We start from the raw sequence: 25,379 nt of genomic DNA, 5'->3' as shown, positions 1-25,379 counted from the left end.
TGAGGGACTAACTCTCTGCAGCGGTACACAAATGGAGGACGGCTTTGTCAGTTACGCACTTGGACTCAATCGAGGGCGCACGCTCTTCGGACTCGAGCCGGAAACCTCCGCAGGACATCCCCGCCGAGCAGTCAGTCCTTGGCGGCATGATGTTGTCCAAGGACGCAATCGCCGACGTCGTCGAAATCGTCCGTGGCCACGACTTCTACCGTCCCGCCCACGAGACCATTTACGAGTCGATCATTGACCTCTACGGCCGCGGCGAACCTGCCGACGCCGTTACGGTCTCCGATGAGCTGACCAAGCGCGGAGAGATCAACAGGATCGGCGGACCGGCCTACCTGCACGAGCTCATCCAAACCGTTCCCACGGCCGCGAACGCAGGCTATTACGCCGAGATCGTCGCAGAGCGCGCAGTCTTGCGCCGACTCGTGAACGCCGGCACCAAGATTGTCCAGATGGGCTACGGCCAGGATGGCGAAGTGGAAGACCTCGTCAACCAGGCACAGGCCGAGGTCTACGCGGTTGCTGAAAAGCGCACTGCCGAAGACTACGTGGCGTTGAAGGACGTCATGGAGTCCACTGTGGACGAGATCGAGGCTTCCGGGCATCGCGGCGAAGGCATGGTTGGCGTTCCCACCGGTTTCTACGAGCTCGACGAACTGACCCACGGCCTCCACCCGGGGCAGATGATCGTTATCGCCGCCCGTCCTGCGGTCGGTAAGTCCACGTTCGCGTTGGACTTCGCCCGCTCCGCCGCTATCAAGAACAACCTGGCCACAGTCATGTTCTCCCTCGAAATGGGCCGGAACGAGATCGCGATGCGTCTGCTCTCAGCCGAAGCCACCATCGGGCTGCAGGACCTTCGCAAGGGCACTATCAAGGACGAGCAGTGGTCCAAGATCGCCACCACCATGGGCCGCATGAACGACGCCCCGCTGTTCATTGACGACAGCCCCAATATGTCGCTCATGGAAATCAGGGCAAAGTGCCGCCGACTGAAGCAGCAGCATGACCTCAAGCTCGTGATCCTCGACTACCTCCAGCTGATGAGCTCGGGCAAGAAAGTGGAGTCCCGCCAGCAGGAAGTCTCCGAGTTCTCGCGTGCCCTCAAGCTGCTCGCCAAGGAACTTCAGGTTCCCGTCATTGCGCTGTCGCAGCTGAACCGTGGTTCCGAACAGCGTCAGGACAAACGACCCATGGTGTCCGACCTCCGTGAATCCGGTTCCATCGAGCAGGATGCCGACATGGTCATCCTGCTCCACCGAGAAGACGTCTACGACAAAGAATCGCCACGTGCTGGCGAGGCCGACATCCTCATCGCCAAGCACCGTAACGGCCCCACCAAAGACATCGTAGTGGCGTTCCAAGGCCACTACTCGCGTTTCGCCAACATGGCTGGCGATGCCGGCGGTGGGGGCGGGTTCTAGATTCAGCCGCGGGGCCCGGCTTGCGGGAATGGGGGAGGGCCCACGATTTCGATGCCGCCATTCACACGTCCTGATTCCCTGATGCGGTCAAAATCCACCGCCTGAGCCTCGCCGTTGGTGCCGAGAGGTTCGCTGGCGCCGTCGTAAAAGGCCTGCGTGCTGCCTGGCGTGTGGAGGCATAAAACGCGGGTTCCGTCCTGAAGAACTTTGAAGGCGTGGGGGACGCCGCGCGGTGCGATGGTCACTCCGCCCGCGGCGACGCGATGCTCCTCACCGTCCATGTTCATCAGGATCTCTCCGGCCAGTATGTACATGGTCTCGTCGGAATCGGGATGGGTATGCATGGGTGTGACTTTGTTGAGGGACATCTCGTCTTCAAACAGGAGGAACGCGCCTGCCGTCTCGTCTCCCGTCGCCTTCCATGTGTGCACCCCGCCGCCGAAGAACCAGCGCCTCGCGCCTTCGCCTGGCTGCCGGATGATTGCTGATGCCGCCTTCGTCGTCTCCATGATGCTCGCCTCGATGCGTGGTAGGAAGACTTATGAGACGTATGTCTCATAACAAGACTCATGTACCATGAGTGGTATCTCAAGAGCCTACGTTGACGTTGGTCGGACCGGTCAAGAACGCCGTACGCTGGATACCCTCCTCGGGCAGCACGTTCCCTGATCGCGTCCGGCGTCTCTCCCACAGTGGATGAAGCCGCCCAAGCGGCAGGGATCCCGCGGAGTACTGCCTACAGGTATTTCTCCGGGCAGAGGGAGCTACTGGCTGCCGCCCATCCTGAGACCGCGCGAACATCCCTCCTTCCGGAATCGCCGCCAGAGGGCGTGGCGGAGCGGCTGGACGCCGTAGTGGTCGAGTTCCTCAAGATCATTATTGAGACGGAAGCACAGCAACGAACCATGCTTCGGCTTTCCCTTGAGGGGACGATCGGTGAAGGCCGTAGCCTTCCGCTCCGGCAGGGCAGGGCCATAGCTTGGATCACCGAAGCGCTTGCCCCAATGCAAAAGACAATGACAGATCAGGACCTTCATCAGCTGGTACTGGCCATCCGAAGTGCCATAGGCATCGAGTCCCTGGTCTGGCTGACCGATGTTGGGGGCCTTAGCCGTGAGGACGCAGTGGCCTCGATGCGGTGGACAGCGAGGGCCTTGTTGTCCCATGCGCTCGCTAGGGGACTCCCAGGCGGCTCATAAACCGATCTCGCCGGGCCGTGCTATGAGCAGGGCACGGCGACCGGTTAGCGCCGGGGAAGCACCATCAGGTACCCGGTGGGGAGCGCGCTGCTCCAGCGTCGCGGCTCCCGGACCACGAATTGTGTCGCCAGCTGATCCGGGGTCAGCAGGCTGTTGGGGGCAGGTGATGGCCCCCACTGCCCACTCCCATAGGGGAACAGCGGATCCAGGACGCGTACTCCGGTAACCGTGATTTCCGGGAATTGGGCAGGATCGCCGAGTGACTCGAATCCGCTCATTACCCAGGCGTGGCGGCCACTCCACATGACCAGCCCAACGGGGCGGCCCGTACTGGCCATGGCGCGCGCCGCAGCCTGCAGGGCATCCTCGTAGTCGGCAATGCTGACAACTTCGTAGGGACCCATCCCAACGGCGGTCAGCACCGCTGCCCAACCGAAGGGGTTGGCGCCGTTGAATGAATCGGAGGACCTCATTCGCGCCATTTCCCACAGTTCGCTCTGCTGGGCGCGGCCGGCCCAGGTACCGCCGCCCGTGTCGTCGATGAGGTTGCGCGTCATCTGTATGCTCGCCGCGACGCACCAGTCGAACGTGTACTGCGGTACGAAGTCGCCCTCTTGGTAGAGGTTAAGGGAGTACGGCTGAGGCGTTCCCACCGGTGCCGGGACTGGTACCGGCACCGAAGTTGGGCTGGGGGCAGCCTGCGGGGGTGCTTGAGTGGCGAGGGCGACTTCCCCGGCCACTGGATGCGCGGACTCGACTGGTTGCGGCTGGTTGGAGGCGGCCTCGTCCACGCCGGTCGCGGACGAACAGCCTGAAAGGAGGACGGCCAGGGCGAAGGACCAAGCCAGTAGACGGGCACGGGCACCGGTCATGGTCCAGTTTATCGCGAGGCAGGAGCGCCCCGAAGGCCTAGCAGCCCTCGAAGTCGCTGAGCACCTTGACCTTCGCGGCCGAGCCGGATTCGGGGTCGAACGCGTAGCCGATCCATTCCTTGGCTAGCCGGCGGGCCAGCTCCACGCCCACAACGCGCTGGCCCATGGTGAGGACCTGGCAGTCGTTGGACAGAATGGATCGCTCCACGGAGAAGGAATCGTGTGCAGCTGTAGCCCGGATGCCCGGAACCTTGTTTGCCGCGATGGCCACGCCGATCCCAGTCCCGCAGAACAGGATGGCCCGATCGGCTTTGCCCTCGCGGATCATTTCACCGGCTGCAATTCCCACATACGGGTAGGGCTTGGTGAAGTCCTCGTCCGCGCGGTTCACGCCGATGTCAATCACTTCGGTGATCCGCGAGTCCGCTGAGAGGTCGGCCAGGATCTGGTCTTTGTAATCAACGCCTGCTTCGTCGGCGCCCACAATGATACGCATGTGATCCTCCTAGTTGCTCGTTGCGAAGTTGCTTGCCGTGACAGGAACTGCGGCGAAATGCGGCCCGACGGCGGCAAACACCATGGCGAGCGACGTCGCCCCGGGATCCGGCGTACCGATGCTCTTCTCGGCCAGCGGCCTCGCTCGGCCCTTGAGGGGACGAAGTTCCGCGGTGGCTGCAGCGGCCTTGGCAGCGTCGGCCGCGGCAGCGGACCAAGCATCCTCGGGCGCAGTGCCAGCAGAGATAAGGGCCTCAAGCGAGGAAGCGAACGGCAGCAGCGCGTCCACCATTGTCTTGTCACCGATCTCGGCCTTGCCAAGGCTGGTGATGCGGTCCGCGAAGGCGCGAATAGACTCGGCGAGGACCACCGGCGTCGGGGTTTCTGCGTCTCCCAGCCGCTCGCCAAAGGCGCGCAGTCCGGCGCCCCACAGGACGCCCGACGTACCGCCGGCCTTATCGGCCCAGGCGTCACCGGCGGCGATCAACACGGAGCCGGCTCCGGCGCCGCGTTCGGACGCAACAGATGCCGCGGCGAGGGCTGCCGCGGATCCGCGGACCATGCCGCGGCCGTGGTCGCCGTCGCCGGCGATTGCGTCCATGTCGCCCAGTTTTGCTTCGGAGTCCCGCAACAGGTCGGCAGTAGCGTCCAGGGCGGAGAGGCATTGCGCAGCATATTCGCGCGATTCGCTTGTGGCGGAGTAGTCAACAGCGGCAGCGGCAGAAGCGTCGACCCCAGAGTCTTCGGCCGAAGCAACCTCGAAGCCAACAGCCCCACGACGGTACGCCGGCGTCAGCGCGGGAGCGGTCCAGTACTGCTCAAGCTCGTCATCCAGCCATGTGAGCGTCAGCGAAACGCCGGCCATGTCCAGGCTGGTCACCAGCTCGCCAACCTCCGGCATGACAAGCGTGTAGCCGGCCTCGCGGAGGAGGGGAGCCACCGTGCGCCACAGGACAAAGAGTTCTTCGTGCTTGGTGGAACCCAAACCGTTGAGGATCACGGCCAGCCGCGTTGAACCGGACTCCGGCGTCTCAGCCAGCACGCGTCGGACGAGTTCCTGGCCAAGCTCGACGGCGGACGGCAGCTCGGTATCGAACAGTCCAGGCTCGCCGTGGATACCCAGGCCCAGGCCCATCTGCCCCTCGGGAAGACGGAACAACGGCTGATCGGCCCCCGGGAAGGTACAACCACTGAATGCCGTGCCGATGGTCTTGGTAAGGCTGTTGGCCTTGCGTCCCACACGGACCACCGAGGCGAGGTCGAGCCCGGCCTCGGCCGCTGCACCCATGACTTTGAAGACCACGAAGTCCCCGGCAATCCCGCGACGCTTCTCGGCCTCGTGCGGGGCTGCGCTGGCGATGTCGTCCGTGACCAGCACGTTTTCTGCCGGGATACCCTCGGCGTTCAAGCGTTCGGTGGCCATGCCGAAGTTCATGACGTCGCCGGCGTAGTTGCCGTACGTGAAGACGACGCCGGCGCCGGAGTCGGCAGCCTTGGCCACGGAGTAGGCCTGCTGGGTGGAGGGCGAAGTGAAGATGTTGCCCACCACGGCACCGTCAGCGAAGCCCGGTCCGATGATGCCTGCGAAGGCCGGGTAGTGTCCGGAGCCGCCGCCGGTGATGACGGCGACCTTCGGAGTTGCCGGGCGGCTGCGGCGGACTGCGCCGCCTTCTACCTGGCGGACAAGGTCCGAGTGGGCGTCACAGAAACCGGCGAGGGCTTCGTCAGCGAAGTCGGCGGGATCGTTGAAGATTCTGGTCATAGTGGGTCCTGGGTTTCCTTCGAGCAGCTCGAATTAGTGGATGTGGCTGCCGCCGTTGATGTCGATGGTGGTGCCGGTCAGGTATGCGGAGTCCTCGGAGGAGAGGAACGTGATGACGGCGGCAACTTCCTCGGTGGTGGCGTTGCGGCCCAAGGGGATGCCTGCGTTGATGGCGGCTTCCTGTTCTTCGGTGCTGCCGACGCGGATGTTGGTGTCCACGGCGCCGGGGGTGATGGCATTGACGGTCACGCCGGTATCGCCGATTTCCCGGGCGAGTGCCTTGGTGAAGCCGAGGATGGCGGCCTTTGCTGCGGAGTAGGGGACCTTGCCGAACACGCCGCCGCCGCGCTGTGCGGAGACCGAGGACATGTTGACGATGCGGCCCCAGCCGTTGGCGATCATGTCCGGAAGGAAGGCCTTGGTGACCAGGTAAGTGCCGGTCGCGTTGACGTCCATGACCTTGTGCCACAGCTCAAGGGTGGTTTCCAGGAAAGGAACGGGGGACGTAATGCCGGCGATGTTGGCCAGGGCGCCGACGGGCGGGAGGTTTCCGGCGGCAACTTCCGCGGTCACGGCGGCCTGGGCTGCGGTGACGGAAGCTTCGTTGGCAACGTCGATTTCGTAGCCGAATGCAGGGACGTTGAACTCGTTGGCAATTTCGGCAGCAACCTTGGCGGACTTCTCGCCGTCGAGGTCCAGAATGGCAATGCCCCAGCCCTGGTTGGCATAGCGGCGGGCGGTGGTCAGGCCGATGCCGCGATCGGAGGTAGCTCCGGTGAGGACGGCGGTGCGCTGGATGGTGGTCATGGTGCTCCTTGAATGGTGGTTGTTGGAAAAGTTCAGATGAGGTCTGTGATGTAACTGGCCGCCTTGGCTGCGCCTGCCGGGCGTTCATCGTGGGTGACGTCCCGGGTTTCGAGCTCCAGGGAGAAGTGACCGGTGTAGCCAACTTCCCGCAGGGCTGCGAGTCCGGCAGCGAAGTCGGCCTTGCCATTGCCGATGCTGAGGTTGATGTTCCCCGGCTCGTTTTCTGTGGCCGAAACGGCGTCGCGTAGGTGGACGTGTTTGATGCTGGCGGAGAAGCGATCAACGAAGTCCACGGGGTCGCCTCCAGAGGCCACAATGTGGCTGAAGTCCATGACGATTCCGACGTCCGAACCGGCCAGGCGGTCTGCGAGCAGTTGCGCGCGTTCCGTGTTCCAGCACAGCCGGTAGTAGTGCAGGGATTCGGTCCACAGCTCGACGCCGACCTCTTTGGCGCGAGCAGACGCCTGGATCAATTGAGCTGCCACAGCGTCGATGTCCTCTTCCAAGCTCTTCACGGGGTCATGGTCGATCGCGCCGCACGGCAGGACCAGAGCGTTCGCACCCGTCTTGGCCGCCAAGGCGAGCAGCATCTCAAGGTGCCGATCGCGCGCTTCCTGCGCACCGGCGTCGAGCGTTGCGTTCAGGTCCCCAACATCGCCGTTTACCGAGCGGACGCGCAGGCCCGAGTAATTTACGACGGCGGCAACCGCCCCCACTGCCTCGGCGTCCAGTACGTAGGGCACATGGTCGCAAACGCCGGGCAACGCGCCAAGGTCGATTTCTTCGAAGCCGAGGCCACCCATTGTTTTCAGGGCCGTCCCCAAATCGTGGTGGCGGAAGCTGATGGAAGAACAGCCCAGTCGGTGATGGAACATCGTCGTTGATCCTCAAGTTGGGGCCCTCGCCAGAGAAGGCCTTAGTGATGGAGACCACGTTAGCCGGGTTGACTGTTGACAGTCAACCTTTGAAGTTGACTGTTGACATTGCTGGTGTCCTCGGTCACAGTTGACGTATTATGTTGACTGTCGACAGTGGGGTTGCCGAAGAAGCGCCTCACTCTTCGAAAGGGAAATACACAAATGAGCAATGAAGCTCTGACCATGCGTGGTCCGGTTCATGGAACCAAGGAAGCAAAGCGCGTCGCCGTCGGTTCGGGCGTTGGCGCAGTCATCGAAACCTACGATTTCATCGGTTTCGGCACAGCCGCTGCACTGTACTTCGGTACAGCGTTCTTCCCGGGCGCCGACCCGGTGACTGGCACCCTGGCCTCCTTCGCGACCCTCGGCGTCGGCTTCGCTGCCCGTCCGTTGGGCGGAATCATAGGTGGCCACCTCGGCGACAAGCTCGGCCGCAAGCCGGTCCTGGTGGCTTCGCTCATCCTGATGGGCCTGGCAACCTTCGCTATCGGCCTGCTGCCCACGTACCAGCAGGTGGGCCTCCTGGCTCCCGCGCTCCTGGTGATCGTACGAGTCATCCAAGGCCTGGCCTTCGGTGCCGAGTGGGGCGGCGCCATTCTCATGAGTTACGAGCACGCGCCATGGCGGAAGAAGGGCCAGTTCACGGGAATCGTGCAGGCCGGCTTCCCGGTTGGCCTGTTGCTTGCAAACCTCGTCTTCCTCAGCAGCGTCGGACTCGGCAGTGAATGGGCCTGGCGCGTACCGTTCCTCGCGAGCATCGTGCTGGTTGCCGTGGGCCTCATCATCCGCTCCAAGGTTCCCGAGTCGCCGGTCTTCGAGGACGTCAAATCCAAGGGCGACATCGTGAAGTCTCCCATTGTGGATGTCATCAAGACCGACTGGCGCAACATCGTCCGTGGCATCGGCCTCCGTATTGCTGAAACCGCCGGTTACGCAGTGTCCGTGACCTACATGATTTCCTACCTGCACACCAACAAGCTGGCGGACAAGACTGAAACCCTGGTGGCGCTCTGCGTTGCAGCCGGCATCGGTATCTTCGCCACATACTTCTGGGGAAAGCTCACAGACAAAGTTGGTCGCCGTCCCGTCTACATCTGGTCCACCGCCTTCGCCGTCGTCTTCGGCATCCCGATGTTCATGCTGGTCAACACTGGCTTGTTCCTGCTGATCATCGCGACCATCGTCGTCGCCTATGCCGTGTGCCAGAACTCCCTCGCCGGCGCCCAGGGCGCCTGGTTCCCGGAGTTGTTCCAAGCCAAGACCCGTTCATCCGGAGCTTCGCTGTCCTACCAGATCTCTGCCATGGTCTCCGGCTTCACCCCCTTCATCACCACCCTGCTGTTCGTCAGCATGGGCTGGATCGGACCGGCGCTGCTGTTCAGCTTCTACGCAGCCATCGGCCTGTGGGCAGCACTGATCACCCGGGAAACCTGGGGCAAGCGTGAGCGTACGCTCGCCGAAGAAGCCGCCAGCAAAACTCCCCAGACGGTAAACGCCTAAGCAGCCATCGACGTCGGGCGCGTACTCCCCATCGGCACGCGCCCGACTCCGGAAGGAAACCAGTGACTCTCTCATCAGTTGAAACGGCTCCGGCCGCTCCCGCGGCCGAGCGGGTAGAGCGCATCAGTGCCGCCGCCTACCGCATCCGCCACCACGCCCTGACCATGGGCGAGGTCCAAGGCCAGGGTTACGTTGGCCAAGCCCTCGGCGCCGCTGACATGCTGGCTGCCGTCTACGCCGACCAGCTGACGTACCGTGCCGAAGACCCGCACTGGGAGGGACGCGACCGCTTCCTTCTCTCTACGGGCCACTACGCGATCGGCCATTACGCGGCGTTGGCCGAAGCCGGAATCGTGCCTGTAGCTGAGCTCGAAACGTACGGCTCCGACGATTCCCGCCTCCCGATGTCCGGCATGTCCACCTACACCCCGGGCATGGAGATCTCCGGCGGTTCGCTGGGCCACGGCCTGACGATCGCCGTCGGAATGGCTTTGGGCCTGCGTCTCCAAAGCTCCGCGTCCCGCGTGATTAACTTCCTCTCCGATGGTGAGCTGGATGAGGGATCCACGTGGGAGGCCGCCATGGGTGCGCACCACCACCAGCTCGGGAACCTCACTGCAATGGTGGACATCAACGCCCTCCAGGCCGACGGCGCCACGGATACCGTGCTGCGCACCGAACCGGTCACCGAGAAGTGGGAAGCGTTCGGTTGGTACACCCAGCGCGTGGACGGGAACGACGTCGGTGCGCTGCTGGCAGCGTTCGACAACATTGGTTCTCAGTCAGCGGCTACCGGGCGGCCATCCGTGATCCTCTGCGACACCAAAGTTGGACGCGGCGTGCCGCTCTTGGAAACCCGCGAAAAGGCGCACTTCATGCGCATCGAAGAACACGAATGGCAGATCTGCCGCGATCAGCTGACCGCAGGATACGAAGGGACGGCTTCAGCATGAGCACAGTTACGACGGCGGCGGGTTCGGCAGGTTCGGCGGCCAAGCCGAAGCTGAAAACCTCCGCCATGATCGCGTCCTTTGCGGACCCCGGCCAAAAGACGACTTCGGCGCCGTTTGGGCACGCGCTGGTCAAGGCTGCCGAGGCCGATTCGCGGATTGTTGGACTCACGGCGGACCTTGGCAAGTACACGGACATGCACATTTTCGCCAAGGCCTTCCCGGACCGGTTCTTCCAGATGGGTATGGCCGAGCAGCTCCTCTTCGGAGCCGCAGCGGGCATGGCCGAGACGGGACTCATTCCGTTCGCGTCCACCTATTCGGTGTTCGCCGCTCGCCGTGCGTACGACTTCCTGTGCCTGGATATCGCCGAGCCGAACCTCAACGTCAACATTGTTGGCGGGCTTCCCGGCCTGACCACCGGCTACGGACCGAGCCACCAGGCCACCGAGGACATGGCGATCTTCCGCGGCATGCCCAACCTGACCATCGTGGATCCCTGCGACTCCGTGGACATCGAGCAGGCTGTTCCGCAGCTCGCGGCCTCGGATGGACCAACGTACCTGAGACTCCTGCGCGGCAACGTACCCACTGTCCTGGACGCGTACGACTACAAGTTCGAGCTCGGCAAGGCCAAGGTCCTGCGAGGCGGCAACGACGTCGTGTTCGTATCCTCAGGTCTGATGACCATGCGTGCCTTGCAGGCTGCAGATGCACTTGCCAAGCACAACGTGGATGTCGCCGTAGTGCACACGCCAACCATCAAGCCGTTCGACTCCGCAACCGTGCTGGCCGAAATCAACACTGACCGCTTGGCCGTCACGCTGGAAAACCACACGGTTGTTGGCGGTCTGTTCGAAACTGTAGCGTCCGCCGTCGTAACCGCCGGCCTGGGCAAGCGCGTGGTTCCCATCGCGCTTCCGGACCAGTTCCTCGACGCCGGCGCGTTGCCAACGCTGCACGAGCGATACGGCCTGTCAGTGGACCGGATCGTAGCCAAGGTGCTGGCTGAACTGGGCTGAATTATTGTTCCGACAGTGGTGCGGGACTGGCAGTTGCTGCCGGTCCCGCACCACTGCCCGTAGTATCAACAGTTAACACCAGACTGTTAGCAGTCGCCCATAGAATTTGAGGACACACCATGGCCGCCACCGCATCCCTGCTGGGACTGGAGAAGAAGAGCCTGCGCGAACAGGCACTCGCCGCTCTGCGTAGTGCGATCACCAGCGGTGAGCTGGAGCCTGGGCGGCACCTCGTGGAAACCGAACTGTCTGAAATGCTGCAGATCAGCCGAGGCACACTCCGGGAAGCCCTGCGCCAACTGGAGCAAGAAGGCCTGGTCTCCGCCGGTGCCCGGGGTCGGCTCTCCGTGCGGCACCTCGACGTCAAGGAGATCCGGGACATCTTCGCTGTCCGTGGAGTCCTTGAATCCCTGGCCGCCCGGACCCTTAGCGAGATGCCGGATAAGGAGACCGCGCTCGCGCAGTTGCGTGCCGCCGTCGACAATATGGACAAGGCCGCGAAGTCATCCTTGGAGGAACGGATCGAATCCGACCTCGAATTCCACCGCACCCTCTGCCGCCTCTCCGGGAATGAGACGCTGCTGCACTCGTGGGAATCCCTGGAGGGTTCCATCCGGATGTCCATCATGTTCGCCGGGCTGGAGCGCGCCACCCGGAACATGAGCGTGGGCCGGCATCACGACATTGTTGCTGCGATCGAAACCGGAAATGCCGCCAAGGCCCGCGAGACCATCATCTCGCACATGAATGGTGCGGCGGAGAACTTGGTGGGGTAGTACTGCCAGCCGTTTTTGTTAGGGCTGTCGCCTAGTGTGCGAGGCATGACTGAATCACGCGAGTTGGACCTTCCTGCCAGCTACACGGAGCTCTTGGACCGAGCTAGTTGCCCGCCGCCTTCAGCAGATGATCAGGCAGCCGGTTTCCCGGCGCCCGGCCGCGGATTTCCAGGAGCTCGCGCGCGTGAGCGTGCAGCTTCTTGTCCTCGTCGGACACGGGAACCCACTCGGGGATGGGTACCGCCGTTCCCGTTTCATCCCGGGCCACCATGACGGTGAGGCAGTACGTGGTCAGGTTCATCTCGCGGGTTTTGGGATCACCGGAGCGGACGTGGACGGCAATGTGCATGCCCTTTGCACCGGTGTAAACGAGGCGCGCCTCTACTTCCACGACGTGTCCGATTAGCAGTGGCCGGTAGAAGCGAACGCCGCCCGAGAACACTGCAACGGTGTCCTTGCCGCAGTAGCGCGACGCACACACGTATGCCGCCTCGTCGATCCATTTCATGACGATGCCGCCGTGGACCTTTCCGCCCCAGTTCACGTCAGTAGGGGACGCCATGAACCGCAGGACGACGCGCTCGGCCGTACCGGCGTCGGTATATTCCTGGGCGTTCATCGCATTGACGATCTGTTCACGGACTTCAATTCGGGCAAGTGCGTGATCACGTTGTTCGATCTCCTCCGGAGTGGAGGGCTCGAACTGTGGCACAGGGATCGGCTTTCCATCAGGCCCGACGGCCACGAAAATCACCATGCACTGGCTGTGCATCGTCTCCGGTCCCCCCTTGGGATCGCGGGAGCTGACCACCGTGTGGATGTGCATGGAGGAACGGCCGGTGTAAACGATGGTGGACGTTACCTCCACCATGTCGCCGCTGTTCACCGGATCCGTGAAGTGGATATTGCCCACGTACGCCGTGACGCAATACGACTTCGCCCAGCCCACAGCCGCCGCATAAGCAGCCTTGTCCACCCACTCGAGGACTGTGCCGGCATCGACCGAACCACTGTGTCCGACGTCGGTAGGGGCCGCCAGGAAGCGGAGGGTCACAGAATTGGTGGCAGTCTCGCTCATGCTCGAAGTTTACTGTCGACGGGTTTCTGTTACGTGTCTTAAGAAGTGAAGCGCTGTCCGGGTGGCCGGACCGTCTGCCCCGCCGATTCGATGGTTCGCTGCGCACAGTGCCGGGCGAACCATCGAATGCGCAGCAAACCACCGAAATGGACAGACCGGCGGCGACGCATGCGGGTATCGACTTGATACATAAATGAGAATCAATATCATTTAACCCATGCCTCATCATTCCACCCATATTTCCCCCGCCCCAACCACCCCGAGACGTCGGTTCCCCGCAAAGCCGCTTGCCGCCGTCGGGCTTTCCGCCCTTCTGTTGACCGCTTGCGGAACTCCTGGTGGTCCAGCCGGTGCCGCCGAGCCGTCCGCTTCAAGCAGCGAAAAGCCCAGCCCCAAGGAGGCTGGCGCGCCGACTCCGCGGCTCGTTTACACGCACGACGCCGGCATTGGAGTTCTGGATGTAACAACCCTCAAGGCCGTTGGTGGCGCGGAATTGTCCGGGTTCAATCGACTGAATCCGGCCGGCGACGGGCGCCACGTGCTGGTGTCCACGGGAGACTCGTTCCGCCTGTTCGACGCAGGTGCCTGGACTGAGCCGCACGGCGACCACAGCCATCACTACGTCGCCGAACCCAAGCTGACCGAGCTGGCGTTTGAAGCGGACAAGGCTGGGCATGTGGTTCGTCACGCAGGCAGGACCGTCCTGTTCTCTGACGGATCGGGCAAGGTTGAGAGCTTCAAATCATCCTCGTTGGACGCCTCGATCGAGGATGGTGCCCTGCCCGCAACCGACGTCTATACGACGCCGGAAGCGCACCACGGTGTCGCCGTCGAACTCGAAGACGGCAAGCTGTTGGTGACCCTCGGCAACGCGGAAAGTCGTTCCGGAATTGCAGTGCTCTCAGCTGGTAAGGGGCAGGAGCGCAAGGAAATCGTCCGCAACGAGGACTGCCCCGGCGTCCATGGCGAGGCCGTTGCTGCTGGTGAAGCTGTGGTGGTCGGATGCGACAACGGCATGCTGATCTACAAGGATGGCGTGATTACGAAGGTCGCCAGTCCGGATGCTTACGGACGTATGGGCAACCAGGCGGGTTCCGAGAAGTCGCCGGTGATCCTGGGGGATTACAAGGTGGACGAGGCGGTCGAACTCGAACGGCCAACCCGCATCTCGTTGGTTAACACTGAGACCGCAACCCTTCAGCTTGTGGATATTGGAACCAGCTACTCGTTCCGCTCGCTGGGCCGCGGCCCGGAGGGCGAAGCGCTGGTGCTCGGAACCGATGGTTCCATGCGTGTTATCGACCCGGTTTCCGGTTCAGTGACCTCGACGATCCCGGTAGTTGCCGCCTGGGAAGAGTCCACCACCTGGCAGGACCCGCGCCCCACGCTGTTTGTCCAAGGCTCGACGGCGTTCGTTACCGAACCTGCGACGCGCACTATTCACGCCGTGGACTTGAAAACCGGCAAAGTGAAGAAGTCCGCGCAGCTTGAGCACGTCCCGAACGAGCTGACCGGCGTCGAAGGCTAGACGCTCTCTCACGTCGTGACCTTTAAACGCCGACGCTCTCTCACATCGTGACCTTTAAACGCCGACGCTCGCTCACTTTCTTCGCGAGAGTGAGCGAGCGATCCGCTATTCGGGCTCGGATGTGAGAGAACGTCGGGGGTTGGGGCGTGCCTACGCGAGGACGCGGAGCTTGCTGCCGGAGCGGCCGAAGAGGGCGTTGTCGGCGGAGATCTTGCCTGCTCCAGCCAGTGCGAGGGCCAAGGCGGCGCCGGCGAAGAGGAGGACCAGTTCGTATCCTCCGTTGGCGACGAAGACGCCAGCCGGAGCGTGAACCAGGAACAGTGCACCCAGCATATCGACGGCGAGGAGGGCTGCGAACACCCGGGTCAGGAGCCCGAGGATCAAAGCGATGCCGCCCACAAGCTCAAGGGTTGCAACAACCGGGGCTACCGCGGAAGCGCCCGGCACGCCCATCTGCGCGAAGGACGCCTGGGTGCCGGCGATGGTGAATTCGTTGAACTTCTGCCAACCGTGCGCGGCGAAGAGAAAACCTGCAATAACGCGCAGGACGGTCAGGGCTGTGGTGCTCAAGCTGGACTTGTTCATGTCTTCAACCTTCCCGGAGATAAGTTGAAGAGTCAACTAATTAAGAAGTTCCGTGACTCATCCCACGTGGTTTTCGTTGCAGCCATGGCTGGAGGAGGCGAGTCGTGATCGGCAAGAAGATGTACGTCATCAGCGGCGTCAGGATGACGATGTTGAGCAGCACTTGGAACACCAGTGGCCAGCCCAGCGTCAAAGGGTGCAGCAGGAAATTGGCCAACAGACTAAGAGGGAAGAACGGTAGGAAGATGCTGATTGCCTGCTTCCAACGCGGTGGCACAACAGTTTCGGGAACAACCACGGAGGCATCGCCAGGCTGTGAAAACCAGCCCTCGATGCCAGTACGCCGTTCAACTCGCGTGGTCTCCATCATTTCCCGCGCGCTGTCGATCCACCAACGCCGCTCCTCAGATTGCTCCCATCCATGCAAAGTTTCAGCATCCGCGAAGCGGTACAGCATGTGCCATTCGTTCGAGTCGGCCCCGCTCCGGACCCATCCCGATCCGAGATATCCGGGCCACTCGCGCGCCAATTCCTGGCCGGCGTGTGCCCAGGCATTTGCTTGCCGGATGTACCCCGGAAGGATGGTGCGGGCTACGGAAACGGTAACGGGATGCTTGTGTGACACGGCCCCAAATTTACCCGCCCCCACGCGGACTAGGCTTGTTTAGTGCCTCAAACCACAACCATCACCCCTCGTTCCAATGCCCGCGAGATCCTGCGCCTGGCAGTACCCGCGTTCGGCGCGCTCATAGCGGAGCCACTGTTCCTGCTCGCTGACTCCGCCATCGTGGGTCACCTTGGCGTGGATCAGCTCGCCGGCGTTGGGCTGGCATCCACGCTTATGCACACCGCTGTGGGACTCATGGTCTTCCTGGCATATTCGACCACGCCGGCCGTCGCCCGGGCGATCGGCGACGGCAAGCTCGGCAAGGCTTTGGCAGCAGGGCGCGACGGCGTTTGGCTGGCTCTGATCCTCGGTGCGCTTCTCGCCGTCGTCGGTTTTATCGCTGCCGAACCCCTGGTGGGCTTGATGGGCGCGACTGGCGAGGTTCGCGGGTTCGCGGTGGATTACCTGCGCTGGTCAATGCCCGGGCTGGCCGCGATGTTGCTCATCTTCGCAGGGACGGGCGTGCTCCGCGGCCTTCAGGACACGCGGACACCCTTGGTGGTTGCCACGGCCGGATTTGCGCTGAACATCGCGTTGAACTGGTTCCTCGTCTACGGATTGGATCTTTCCGTTACTGGTTCGGCCATCGGTACGAGCATTGCCCAATGGGCCATGGCCGCCGTGTATCTGGTGATGGTTGGCCGGAACGCCCGGCAGCACGGAGTTTCCCTCCAGCCCGACTGGCATGGCATTCGAGCCATGACCAAGGTTGGGTCGTGGCTGATGCTGCGTACCCTTAGCCTCCGCCTCGCCATCCTCGCCACAGTCCTGGTAGTCACCGCCCAAGGCGCCGTGAACCTCGCAGCCCACCAGTTGGCCATGACCATTTTCTCGTTCCTCGCCTTCGCTTTGGATGCCCTGGCCATCGCGGCGCAGGCCCTGATCGGCAAGGAACTGGGCGCCAGAAATGCTGGCCGCGTCCGGGAACTGACCCGAACCATGATTCGCTGGGGCCTAGGGTTCGGAGTGATCACCGGCGTTCTGCTTGCCGTTGCCGCTCCATGGGCCGGCTACCTCTTCACGTCCGACGCCGGTGTCCGTGAGGCCTTGACCGTCGCCCTGTGGGTCCTCGCCGTCGGACAGCCCTTGGCTGGCTACGTCTTCGTCCTGGACGGCGTCCTCATTGGCGCCGGTGACGCGCGCTATCTGGCGATTGCCGGCGTCGTAAATCTGGCGGTCTACTTGCCACTGTTGGCGGCCGTCCACCTGACCAGGCCCGACGGCGCGGCGGGGCTGGTATGGCTGTGGGTCGTTTTTGCGCTGGGCTACATGCTGGCCCGCGGTGTCACTTTGGGGCTGCGGGCGCGCACGGATAAATGGGTGGTGCTTGGTTCGCACTAAACTGGATGGGTGACTCTCCCCACGACTCCTTCCCAGACACCCCCCGCCATGGCCGAGCTCTGGAAACCAGTGCTGATCCGGGCAGCCGTTGCGCTGGTGTTTGGCCTGGTCACGATCTTCTGGGGATCGCCTTCGGTGCAGGTGCTGGCTTGGGCTGTTGGCTTGTATCTGCTGGCAACAGCGGGTTCGTTGTGGGTCTCGCGCGTTTTGCCTGCGGCAGTTCCGGTGGTTGTCGCGATCGCCGGTGTGGGGGCATTGGTCACTCAGTCCGATGCCGGCGTCGCGCTTTCTGCGGCCGCAGCATTGCTGGTACTTGGCGTTCTTGAAGTGGTGCACGGCCTCCGGACGCGTGACTCATTGACCCGCGATTGGCTCATTTCCGGTGTAATCGCAGTGGGTACTGCTGCGGCGTTGCCGTTCTTCATTTCGCTTGGGGCGCACGCACTTCTGGGCGTTGCCGGTGGCGGAGCGATCCTTTCCGGAGTGCTGTGGATTCTCTCCGGGCTGACGCTCCGGCACGATGCTCACACGGGCAACCAGGCCACTGCGCCGGGCGGTTCCCCGGAGGCCGTAAACTAGTAGCTGGACGTTCTACTCGTTGTAGAACTATTGCAGACCGGCGGGGAGCCGAACAGGCCCGCCATCATTGGAGGAATGACCGTGGCAGACCAGACACCAGGAGAGCCGCGCAAGATGCGGACCTCGGTCAAGGGACCCCTCATGTTCTCCGCGTTCTTCGCAGTGCTGGCATTTGTTGCCGTGCTCATCTTCGCCTCGGGCGGCAGCGCACGCGCTCCACGGTTCGACCTCGCCTTCACCGGCGCTGGTATCGCGTTCATCGTGAGCCTTGTGGTGGCTGCGATGCTCTCCATGAGCCACAAGGAAAACGCCGAGCACCTGGGCAAGGGCTCCGGTGTAAACCTCAGTTCAAAGCGTCCCGGGCATGGTGGTTCCGCCGCTCCCGGTTCCGCTCCTGACGAGACAGAAACGCCCGACGGCGGCCACTAACCTTCTCACCACGGTGGGGGAGCGCTTTTTTGTGGAGCGGGGCAGCAGCGGCGCGGAGCAGCAGCGCCACCTTACATTTCCGGGGGGAGAGATTTACTCGCCCTCGGCCGCCTTCCGCGCCCGATACGCTGCGACGTGTGCGCGGTTGGCGCAGTTGCCTGTGTCGCAATAGAGCTTGGACCGGTTACGGCTGAGGTCAAGGACCACTGCGTCGCAATCGTCTGCGGCACAAACGCGCATGCGATCCATTTCCTGGCTGCGGATGACGTCAATGATTGCCATGGCAGCTTCTGTGCCCATGCGGTCGGCCAGGGGTGCTTCGGGTGTAGTGGCGTGGAGATGCCAGTCCCAGTGGTCGTGCCTGACGAGTTGGGGGAGTGCCTTGGCGTCGATAAGGAGTTTGTTCACGGTCTTTGCGGCGGTGTCCTCATCGGCGGACCAGAGTGATGCCAGTTCGCTGCGCAGCCGCTTGATGCTGCGCAATTCAGCTTCGTCATGGGTTCTCGAGCCGGAGAATTCTTCGGCCTCCAGAAAGGCGTCGAGGTCCTGAACTGAAGCCAGGGAATCCTCGCCGTTGGCTGCCGTGTTGATGAGATTGACGACGCTGCGAAGTGCAATCTCGGTGTCAGGCGCAAAATGCACTTTGACTCCTTACATGTTTCGGGAGTACTGTCATGACCATAAGCCCACTTTACTCCTGACAGGAGGCTGCTGTGTCAGCTACAAAGGCGAAGGCTGATGCAAAAGGTTTCCTGGCCTCAGGACTCGGCATCGCTTTGTTTTCCTCCGCGGTTTTCGGTACCTCCGGCTCATTCGCCAAGTCCATGCTGGAAACAGGCTGGTCACCCGGCGCTGCTGTTGCCGTGCGACTCACCGGTGCTGCGCTGATCCTGGCGATTCCCGGCGTCGTGGTTCTTCGAGGCCGCTGGCACCAGCTCAAGGACAACTGGCTGACTATCCTGCTGTTTGGGCTCATCGGAGTCGCAGGTTGTCAGCTGTTCTACTTCAACGCTGTAGCCCGATTGTCCGTGGGTGTCGCGCTGCTGCTCGAATACCTTGCTCCGGTCATGATCGTGCTGTGGCTTTGGATCGCCAGCCGACGCCGCCCCCGGGCCCTCACAGCTGCCGGCGCATTGCTTTCGTTGGGCGGACTAGTCCTTGTCCTGGACCTGACCGGCGCTGTGAAGGTGGACTTCATCGGGGTTCTGTGGGGCATGGCTGCCGCCGTTTGCCTGGTGATCTACTTCTTCATCACAGCCAAGGAGAACGACACTCTTCCTCCTCTCGTCCTTGCCTCGGGCGGACTCCTGGTGGGCGCGCTAGTCATGTGGCTGGTGGGTGCCGTGGGATTGATCCCCATGACTTTCAGCACCGCTGATACGGCGCTGGGCCCCTGGACCATTCCTTGGTGGGTGTCAGCCGTGGGGCTCGTTATTCTCGCGACCGTCCTCGCCTACGTCTCCGGCATCATGGCGGCGCGCAGCCTGGGGTCCAAAGTGGCGTCTTTTGTGTCCCTGACCGAAGTCCTGTTCGCCGTGGTCTGGGCTTGGCTGCTGTTGGGAGAATTGCCGAGCACCATCCAGTTGCTGGGTGGGCTTCTGATTGTGGGCGGTGTGGTCCTGGTCCGCGTGGACGAATTGCGCGGTGACCGGAAGGCCGCCCGGACCGCTGAGGAGGCTGCCCGGGCCCGCGTCCTGGATCACGCGAACGACGTCGAGCCCGTCCCGTCGGGGCGCGTCGCGAAGGTCCCGCGGGACTAACGGTCAGCTACAAGTTTCGGTCTTAAGAAGCGAAAACCCCGGACGCCGTTGCGTCCGGGGTTTTCCCAACTGTCTTAGTTGGAAGCCTGCTGCTGCTGCTCAGCGTTCTTCTGAGCGCGGTCGCCGGCTTCGCGAAGGGCGTCGGCTACCTTCTTCAGGTTGGAAGCGTGCTGGCTGTCCCACTCGCCGCGGAACTTGTCAGCGTCCGGGCCCTTCCAGTCGGTGCCGTCAAGGGCGCCCTTCAGCTGTGAACGCTGCTGCTCGATGTTCTCGGCACCAGCCTTCAGCTTGTTACCGAGCTGACGAAGCTGATCAACATCTGCACCCCAAATAGCCATGAGATTCTCCTTCATTTGTTCGGACCCGAGCTCTTCGGCATCCCCAGCGGCCTCCGGCTCATCCGGAAGATCCAATAGCTAAAACCTATCGCGGGATTCCAAAAGGCGTCGATGGGCACCCCTCCCCATGCAGCGCTGCCCATAGTTAGCATGGGGATATGTGCCGGAATATCAGGACTCTCCATAACTTTGAACCACACGCTACGTCGGCAGAAGTGGAGGCTGCCGCGCTGCAATACGTGCGCAAGATCAGCGGTTCCACCAAACCGTCCAAGGCCAACGAGGAAGCTTTCACTGAGGCCGTGCACGAGATCGCCCACATCACTCAGCATTTGCTGGATTCGCTGGTGAGCCATGCCCCGGCGAAGAACCGTGATGAGGAAGCCGCGAAGGCAAAGGCCCGGGCTGCTGTCCGGTTCGGAACGGCCTAGCACGGCCCAAGTCCGCAAAGTACGTAGCAGCACATGACGTTATGAGAGCCTGGAACGTCATGTGCTGCTGCGTGGCTGGCGTTACTTCCCGAACGAGCGGAGCCGCAGGGAGTTTGCCACAACGAGCACGGAACTCGCCGCCATCGCTGCGCCCGCGATCATTGGATTGAGCAGTCCGAGAGCTGCCACTGGGATGCCGATCGCGTTGTAGAAGAAGGCCCAGAACAGGTTGGTCTTGATGGTGGAGAGCGTCTTGCGGGAGAGCTCAATAGCCTGAACGAGCTGGCCCAGGTCGCTGCCCATCACAGTGAGGTCAGACGCTTCGATAGCAACGTCCGTGCCGGATCCCATCGCGATTCCCAGATCAGACTGGGCCAGGGCAGCGGCGTCATTCACTCCATCGCCGGCCATTGCCACCGTTGCGCCGGAAGCTTGGAGCTTCCGGACAGCGTCGACTTTGCCTTCCGGCAGGACCCCAGCGAACACGTCGTCATGGGAAATCCCGACGGCGGCAGCTACTTGGGCGGCCACGGCGGCGTTATCACCCGTCAAGAGCATCGGACGGATACCGAGATCCTTCAGTCGCTGGATCGCAGCGGCGGAGCCGGGCTTGATGGTATCGCTCAGGCTGATGATTCCCGCAGCTTGACCGTCCACAGCCACCCAAATTGCAGTTGCACCGCTGTTCTCCTGGGCTGCGAGTTCGTCCCGCTGGCTGGAATCGAGGGCAATGCCGTTCTTCTCAAGCCAGCCCGAGCGCCCAACGACAACCGTCTTTGTGGTGCCATTCAACGCCACGGTTCCGCGGACTCCCCCGCCAGGAGCGGAACTGAAGCCATCCACACCAGGGAGAGCACCGGCGTCGGGCATTGCTTCCTTGGCTGCTTCGGCAATCGCATGGGCGATGGGGTGTTCCGAAGCTGACTCGACCGCACCGGCAAGAGTCAGGACTGCTGCCCGAGAGTGTCCGTTGAGGGCGACCGTATGGTCCACGGCCAGCTTCCCGCTGGTCACGGTGCCGGTCTTGTCCAGCAGGATGGTGTCCACGTGGCGGGTGTCCTCAAGCACCTGCGGGCCCTTGATGAGAATGCCCAACTGAGCGCCTCGGCCCGTTCCGGTCAGCAGTCCGACGGGGGTTGCGAGCCCCAAGGCGCAGGGGCAAGCGATCACCAGGACGGCAACTGCAGCGGTGAACGCCGCGTTGAGGTCGCCCGAGAAGAATAGCCACAGAATGAAGGTCACCAATGCAAGCACCAGCACGATCGGCACGAACACTGCGCTTATCCTGTCCGCCAGCCGTGCGATCGGCGCCTTTCCAGTCTGCGCCTGACTGACTAAACGCCCCATCTGCGCGAGGGTGGTGTCAGAACCCACCCTCGTGGCGCGGACCAGAAGGCGGCCGGACGTGTTGAGGGTCGCGCCAGTGACAGGGCTCCCCGGACCGACCTCGACCGGTACCGATTCGCCCGTAACAAGTGAGGCGTCGACGGCGGAGGCACCGTCAATCACCACACCATCCGTCGCGATCTTCTCACCAGGGCGGACCACGATGACGTCATCTACCAGGAGTTCTTCAGCAGGTATTTTCTGTTCCCGGCCGTCCACCAAAATCGTGGCATCCTTGGCGCCCAGATTCAGCAGGGCCTTCAAAGCGTCGCCGGCCTTGGCCTTCGCATTTGCTTCCAGGTACCGGCCCAAAAGCAGGAACGTGGTGACAACAGCGGCGACCTCGAAATACAGCCCACCACCGGACATGATTTCCATGCCGGGATGCTCTGTCATCCGGGGATCCGCGAACAACTGCCACGCGGAGTAAAGGTAGGCCGCGATCACCCCGATGGAAACGAGGGTGTCCATGGTGGATGCGAGATGCCGGGCGTTGATAGCGGCAGCCCTGTGGAACGGCCACGCAGCCCAGCTGACCACAGGCAGTGCCAGTGCACCCACAATCCAGCCCCAGTTGGTGAACTGCAGGGCAGGAACCATCGAAATCGCGAAGACGGGCACGGTCAATACCGCCGCCGTGATCAGGCGTGGGCGGAGTGTTGAGGCGGCGGGGCCGTGATCCATGTGGCTGTGTTCGCCATGCTCTGCGTGTTCGGCTGGCGCGGAACCGCCGGCGCCATGCTCTGCATGCTCGCTCGTGCCTCGCTTAGACGCATGCTGCCGCATGCCTCGGGCGGTTCCGCTGTGGTCATGCCCGGTTCCGGTATGCACAGCCAGCGTTGCCTGATCCGGCGCCATCCCGCCGTAATGGCTGGACGTATTCTGGTGGCCCTCGTGGGCCGAGTGGTTGGTGTGGTCCCCGGTGTCACTCTGCCGGGGGCGGGTGTGGGGGGCCGGAGCTTGGCGGACTGTGGCTTTGTAGCCCGTGGCATTGACGGTGTCCACGATTTGCTGGTCCGTTACTGTGGCCGGGACCGTCACGTGGGCTGATTCCAAGGGGAGATTGACGCTGGCTTCAACACCTTCAAGCTTGCCGAGCTTCCGTTCAACTCGGTTGACGCATGAGGCGCAGGTCATGCCCTCAATGTCCAGTTCGATGACCCGGGTTTCGGGTTGATTGAAGGTCTCCTGGTTACTCAAGAGGACTCCTAGGCTTCGTTGGCTACCACCAAGTAGCCGGCTTCTGCGACTGCCTCACCTATTTCTGACGGCGAGAGCTCGCTGGTGGATGTGATGGTTACGGTGGAAAGCCCGCCAGGGTTGAGGTCCACGGAGACGTCTTCCACGCCGTTAAGAGCTTCGAGTTCCTCGCTCACGCTTGAAACACAGTGGCCGCAGGTCATGCCGGAAACGTTGACGTTTGTCTGGATGGTCTGGCTCATGATGCGCTCCTTGGTGGTGAGTTGAATGGTGTGATGTGTGCTGGCGGAGTTACCGCAGCAGGCGCCCGATGGCATCGGTGGCCTCCTTCACTTTGGCGTCGATCTGTTCGGCGCGGGCTTCTGGATTGGGCTCGGAAGCGGCGCCAACCACGCAGTGGCCGATGTGCTCTTCAACGAGTCCCAGGCTGACGGCGTGCAGGGCCTTGGTGGCAGCGGCGACCTGGGTGAGGATGTCGATGCAGTACTTGTCCTCTTCCACCATCCGCGCGATACCGCGGACCTGCCCCTCGATGCGTTTCAGGCGGCGCAGGTATGCATCCTTGTTGCTGGTGTACCCGTGTGGCGCGGCGTGCTCGAGGTCGACTTCGATGGCCGGAAGGTCCGCGCTCGGGTGGTTGAAGCTCAGGTCTGCTTTGGTCATGAAGCCAACATATACCCCATAGGGGTATAAAACAAGTACCCCCTGGGGGTATCCACTGAAGAAGAAGTTATGTCCACGAACCTGGCGTCGCAGCTATCCTGTCGACGAATTCCAGGACTGCGGGATGTGCTGGATTGATGAGGTGGCCGCCCGGAACCAGGAAGGACTCGACGCGAAGATACCCCCTCCGGGTATTAGGTATAGACCAAAGTTGCAAAAATTGGCCTTCTTGTTTTGCAATGCAAACCTTTCGGGGAATGTGCTTCCGCCCACATGGGCGTCTTCATAGTGTTTGGTTTCATAGCCGCGGAGGGGAAGCCCGCGGATCCCACTTCTCTCCATGGAGGACACTTGAAACTCGCACGCTCCGCCGCGGCAATAGCGATCGCAGCCCTCGCACTCACCGCATGCGCTCCGCCCACCTCAAACAACGCAGCGTCCACCTCGGATGAACAAACCGGCACGGTCCGCGTCTGGCTGTTCTCCGAGGTCAACCAAGACCCCAAGTCGGCCGTGGTCAAGGAAGCTGTCACTGAATTCGAAGCAGCACACAGTGGTGCCAAGATCGACGTCCAGTACATTCCCGTGGACAGCCGTGCGGAGCGCTTCAAGGCCGCCTTCAACGATCCTTCCAGCGCCCCGGACGTGGCGGAATTCGGCAACACGGACCTCGCCAGCTATGTTGCTTCCGGCGGCTTGGCAGATGTCACTGAAGACATCAATGCTTGGGACGAGTCCAAGGACCTGGACGGGAAAATCCTGGACACCACAGAGGTCGATGGCAAGAACTACGGGGTGCCTTGGTTCGTCGGTGTCCGCGCCCTCTACTACCGCACGGATCTCCTGCAGCAGCTCGGCTTGGAAGCCCCGAAGACGCTCGCAGACGTTGAAACTGTGGCCCGTGCTGTCCGGGCAGCAAACCCGGACATGCTCGGCATCTCAGTTGGCGGAGCCGCTCAGTTCTCGGCCATGCCCTACCTCTGGGCGAACGGTGGCACCATCGCCACCAAGGACGGCGAAAAGTTCGTCTCCGGTCTGGACTCCAAAGAGTCCCGCGAAGGCGTCGCGGCCTACACGCGCCTCCTTAAGGACGACATCTGCCCTGCCCAGACCTGCGCGGAGTTCGGCGGCAACGCCAGTGTCCAGCAGTTCATTGCAGGCAAATCAGCCATGACAATTGGCGGCGACTTCAACTACAAGGCCGTTGCTGCCAGCGCCATCAAAGACAAATTCGCCGTGGTTCCGGTTCCGGGCAAGACCGCCGGTTCCATCGCACCGGCATTCGCGGGCGGCAACAACCTCGGCGTCTTCAACAGCAGCAAGCACCGCACATTGGCCGTGGATTTCGTGAAGCTCCTGGCCAGCAAGAAGTACCAGCAGAAGATGTTTGACTCCATGGGCAACCTCCCCACCTTCACCGACGTCCAGCAGTCCGTGGCGGACAACAACAAGCAGGTTGAACCGTTCATCAACACCCTCCGCGCTGGCACCAAGTTTGTCCCGGTCACCGAGACCTGGTCCACCATCGACGCGCAGGGTGTCTTCACCGGGATGTACCAGAAGGTCATTACCGGCAAAGCTGACGTCAACACGGCAACAACCGAGGCCGCCGACGCCATGAACAAGGCATTCGGGTCCAAGTGATGCCGTTCAACAAGAAGCAC

27 protein-coding genes are annotated in these 25,379 nt (G+C 62.5%); 13 read left to right on the top strand and 14 right to left on the bottom strand.

Annotated elements, in window-relative coordinates; translation table 11 throughout:
• Positions 1–44 precede the first annotated feature (44 nt).
• A complete protein-coding gene (gene dnaB / locus ACZ5G6_RS23135; protein ID WP_223935121.1) occupies positions 45–1,430 on the top strand; it encodes a replicative DNA helicase in 1,386 nt (461 codons plus the stop codon).
• A 2-nt stretch (positions 1,431–1,432) separates the two neighbouring features.
• Here dnaB and ACZ5G6_RS23130 read toward each other — a convergent pair whose 3' ends face one another.
• Positions 1,433–1,939, bottom strand: coding sequence for a cupin domain-containing protein (locus tag ACZ5G6_RS23130; RefSeq protein ID WP_223935120.1), 507 nt, complete (start codon positions 1,937–1,939; stop codon positions 1,433–1,435).
• 183 nt (positions 1,940–2,122) lie between these two features.
• Between ACZ5G6_RS23130 and ACZ5G6_RS23125 the strand changes: the two genes are divergently transcribed.
• Positions 2,123–2,629, top strand: coding sequence for a TetR/AcrR family transcriptional regulator (locus ACZ5G6_RS23125; protein WP_498688472.1), 507 nt, complete (start codon positions 2,123–2,125; stop codon positions 2,627–2,629).
• Positions 2,630–2,673: 44 nt separating this feature from the next.
• Here the strand turns inward: ACZ5G6_RS23125 and ACZ5G6_RS23120 are convergent, their stop codons facing one another.
• The 5 genes from ACZ5G6_RS23120 to ACZ5G6_RS23100 are packed head-to-tail and all read right to left on the bottom strand — an operon-like array spanning position 2,674 to position 7,440.
• On the bottom strand, positions 2,674–3,501 hold the full coding sequence (locus ACZ5G6_RS23120; RefSeq protein WP_498688470.1) for a hypothetical protein: 828 nt from the start codon (positions 3,499–3,501) through the stop codon (positions 2,674–2,676).
• Between the two features lie 37 nt (positions 3,502–3,538).
• On the bottom strand, positions 3,539–3,997 hold the full coding sequence (locus ACZ5G6_RS23115) for a ribose-5-phosphate isomerase (RefSeq protein ID WP_223935117.1): 459 nt from the start codon (positions 3,995–3,997) through the stop codon (positions 3,539–3,541).
• A 9-nt stretch (positions 3,998–4,006) separates the two neighbouring features.
• Positions 4,007–5,758 (bottom strand): dihydroxyacetone kinase family protein, encoded by a 1,752-nt coding sequence (locus tag ACZ5G6_RS23110; protein ID WP_498688467.1) that lies wholly within the window; start codon positions 5,756–5,758, stop codon positions 4,007–4,009.
• Positions 5,759–5,791: 33 nt separating this feature from the next.
• Complete coding sequence (locus ACZ5G6_RS23105) at positions 5,792–6,565, bottom strand: SDR family NAD(P)-dependent oxidoreductase (protein WP_498688465.1); 774 nt, start codon at positions 6,563–6,565, stop codon at positions 5,792–5,794.
• A 32-nt stretch (positions 6,566–6,597) separates the two neighbouring features.
• A complete protein-coding gene (locus tag ACZ5G6_RS23100; RefSeq protein WP_498688463.1) occupies positions 6,598–7,440 on the bottom strand; it encodes a sugar phosphate isomerase/epimerase family protein in 843 nt (280 codons plus the stop codon).
• Between the two features lie 204 nt (positions 7,441–7,644).
• Here ACZ5G6_RS23100 and ACZ5G6_RS23095 point away from each other — a divergent pair, with 204 nt between their 5' ends.
• From ACZ5G6_RS23095 to ACZ5G6_RS23080, 4 genes are all read left to right on the top strand, one after another.
• Entirely contained in the window at positions 7,645–8,982 is a 1,338-nt protein-coding gene (locus tag ACZ5G6_RS23095) for an MFS transporter (RefSeq protein ID WP_223935113.1), read from the top strand.
• Positions 8,983–9,044: 62 nt separating this feature from the next.
• Positions 9,045–9,935 (top strand): transketolase, encoded by an 891-nt coding sequence (locus tag ACZ5G6_RS23090; RefSeq protein ID WP_223935112.1) that lies wholly within the window; start codon positions 9,045–9,047, stop codon positions 9,933–9,935.
• Positions 9,932–10,954: a transketolase family protein gene (locus tag ACZ5G6_RS23085; RefSeq protein ID WP_498688460.1), complete on the top strand. Its 1,023-nt coding sequence runs from the start codon at positions 9,932–9,934 to the stop codon at positions 10,952–10,954. The genes ACZ5G6_RS23090 and ACZ5G6_RS23085 overlap by 4 nt, the downstream gene beginning before the upstream one ends.
• Before the next feature lie 119 nt (positions 10,955–11,073).
• Positions 11,074–11,730, top strand: coding sequence for a GntR family transcriptional regulator (locus ACZ5G6_RS23080; protein WP_223935110.1), 657 nt, complete (start codon positions 11,074–11,076; stop codon positions 11,728–11,730).
• 103 nt (positions 11,731–11,833) lie between these two features.
• Here the strand turns inward: ACZ5G6_RS23080 and ACZ5G6_RS23075 are convergent, their stop codons facing one another.
• A complete protein-coding gene (locus ACZ5G6_RS23075; RefSeq protein ID WP_223935109.1) occupies positions 11,834–12,808 on the bottom strand; it encodes an acyl-CoA thioesterase in 975 nt (324 codons plus the stop codon).
• A gap of 217 nt (positions 12,809–13,025) precedes the next feature.
• On the opposite strand from ACZ5G6_RS23075, the gene aztD reads away from it, so the two are divergent.
• Positions 13,026–14,336, top strand: a complete 1,311-nt coding sequence (gene aztD, locus ACZ5G6_RS23070) for a zinc metallochaperone AztD (RefSeq protein WP_498688458.1) — start codon at positions 13,026–13,028, stop codon at positions 14,334–14,336.
• A gap of 150 nt (positions 14,337–14,486) precedes the next feature.
• On the opposite strand, the gene ACZ5G6_RS23065 is transcribed toward aztD, so the two are convergent.
• On the bottom strand, positions 14,487–14,921 hold the full coding sequence (locus ACZ5G6_RS23065) for a DoxX family protein (RefSeq protein ID WP_498688456.1): 435 nt from the start codon (positions 14,919–14,921) through the stop codon (positions 14,487–14,489).
• Positions 14,922–14,961: 40 nt separating this feature from the next.
• Positions 14,962–15,546 carry an antibiotic biosynthesis monooxygenase gene (locus tag ACZ5G6_RS23060; RefSeq protein ID WP_223935106.1) on the bottom strand — a complete coding sequence of 195 codons (585 nt, stop codon included), beginning with the start codon at positions 15,544–15,546 and terminating at the stop codon, positions 14,962–14,964.
• A gap of 42 nt (positions 15,547–15,588) precedes the next feature.
• Here ACZ5G6_RS23060 and ACZ5G6_RS23055 point away from each other — a divergent pair, with 42 nt between their 5' ends.
• The 3 genes from ACZ5G6_RS23055 to ACZ5G6_RS23045 all read left to right on the top strand — a co-directional run bounded on the left by ACZ5G6_RS23055 (position 15,589) and on the right by ACZ5G6_RS23045 (position 17,937).
• The gene (locus ACZ5G6_RS23055; RefSeq protein WP_223935105.1) at positions 15,589–16,929 is read left to right on the top strand and encodes an MATE family efflux transporter; all 1,341 of its coding nucleotides are present in this window, start codon (positions 15,589–15,591) and stop codon (positions 16,927–16,929) included.
• A gap of 9 nt (positions 16,930–16,938) precedes the next feature.
• Positions 16,939–17,508, top strand: a complete 570-nt coding sequence (locus ACZ5G6_RS23050; protein WP_498688451.1) for a DUF308 domain-containing protein — start codon at positions 16,939–16,941, stop codon at positions 17,506–17,508.
• 75 nt (positions 17,509–17,583) lie between these two features.
• Positions 17,584–17,937 (top strand): hypothetical protein, encoded by a 354-nt coding sequence (locus ACZ5G6_RS23045; protein WP_223935103.1) that lies wholly within the window; start codon positions 17,584–17,586, stop codon positions 17,935–17,937.
• Between the two features lie 93 nt (positions 17,938–18,030).
• Here ACZ5G6_RS23045 and ACZ5G6_RS23040 read toward each other — a convergent pair whose 3' ends face one another.
• Entirely contained in the window at positions 18,031–18,579 is a 549-nt protein-coding gene (locus tag ACZ5G6_RS23040) for a CGNR zinc finger domain-containing protein (RefSeq protein ID WP_223935102.1), read from the bottom strand.
• Between the two features lie 71 nt (positions 18,580–18,650).
• Here ACZ5G6_RS23040 and ACZ5G6_RS23035 point away from each other — a divergent pair, with 71 nt between their 5' ends.
• Entirely contained in the window at positions 18,651–19,697 is a 1,047-nt protein-coding gene (locus ACZ5G6_RS23035) for an EamA family transporter (protein ID WP_223935101.1), read from the top strand.
• A 74-nt stretch (positions 19,698–19,771) separates the two neighbouring features.
• On the opposite strand, the gene ACZ5G6_RS23030 is transcribed toward ACZ5G6_RS23035, so the two are convergent.
• Positions 19,772–20,035: a WXG100 family type VII secretion target gene (locus ACZ5G6_RS23030; RefSeq protein ID WP_011776688.1), complete on the bottom strand. Its 264-nt coding sequence runs from the start codon at positions 20,033–20,035 to the stop codon at positions 19,772–19,774.
• A 158-nt stretch (positions 20,036–20,193) separates the two neighbouring features.
• Between ACZ5G6_RS23030 and ACZ5G6_RS23025 the strand changes: the two genes are divergently transcribed.
• On the top strand, positions 20,194–20,466 hold the full coding sequence (locus ACZ5G6_RS23025) for a DUF2277 domain-containing protein (RefSeq protein ID WP_498688446.1): 273 nt from the start codon (positions 20,194–20,196) through the stop codon (positions 20,464–20,466).
• 81 nt (positions 20,467–20,547) lie between these two features.
• Here the strand turns inward: ACZ5G6_RS23025 and ACZ5G6_RS23020 are convergent, their stop codons facing one another.
• The 3 genes from ACZ5G6_RS23020 to ACZ5G6_RS23010 are packed head-to-tail and all read right to left on the bottom strand — an operon-like array spanning position 20,548 to position 23,715.
• Positions 20,548–23,052 (bottom strand): heavy metal translocating P-type ATPase, encoded by a 2,505-nt coding sequence (locus ACZ5G6_RS23020; RefSeq protein ID WP_498688443.1) that lies wholly within the window; start codon positions 23,050–23,052, stop codon positions 20,548–20,550.
• Positions 23,053–23,060: 8 nt separating this feature from the next.
• Complete coding sequence (locus ACZ5G6_RS23015) at positions 23,061–23,294, bottom strand: heavy-metal-associated domain-containing protein (RefSeq protein ID WP_223935099.1); 234 nt, start codon at positions 23,292–23,294, stop codon at positions 23,061–23,063.
• Between the two features lie 49 nt (positions 23,295–23,343).
• Positions 23,344–23,715 carry a metal-sensitive transcriptional regulator gene (locus tag ACZ5G6_RS23010; RefSeq protein WP_498688440.1) on the bottom strand — a complete coding sequence of 124 codons (372 nt, stop codon included), beginning with the start codon at positions 23,713–23,715 and terminating at the stop codon, positions 23,344–23,346.
• A gap of 351 nt (positions 23,716–24,066) precedes the next feature.
• Here ACZ5G6_RS23010 and ACZ5G6_RS23005 point away from each other — a divergent pair, with 351 nt between their 5' ends.
• Positions 24,067–25,359, top strand: coding sequence for an extracellular solute-binding protein (locus ACZ5G6_RS23005; RefSeq protein WP_498688437.1), 1,293 nt, complete (start codon positions 24,067–24,069; stop codon positions 25,357–25,359).
• Positions 25,360–25,379 lie beyond the last annotated feature (20 nt).

Source organism: Arthrobacter sp. TmtSoilC51, assembly GCF_055388015.1.
This window is presented reverse-complemented; position numbering and strand designations above follow the sequence as displayed.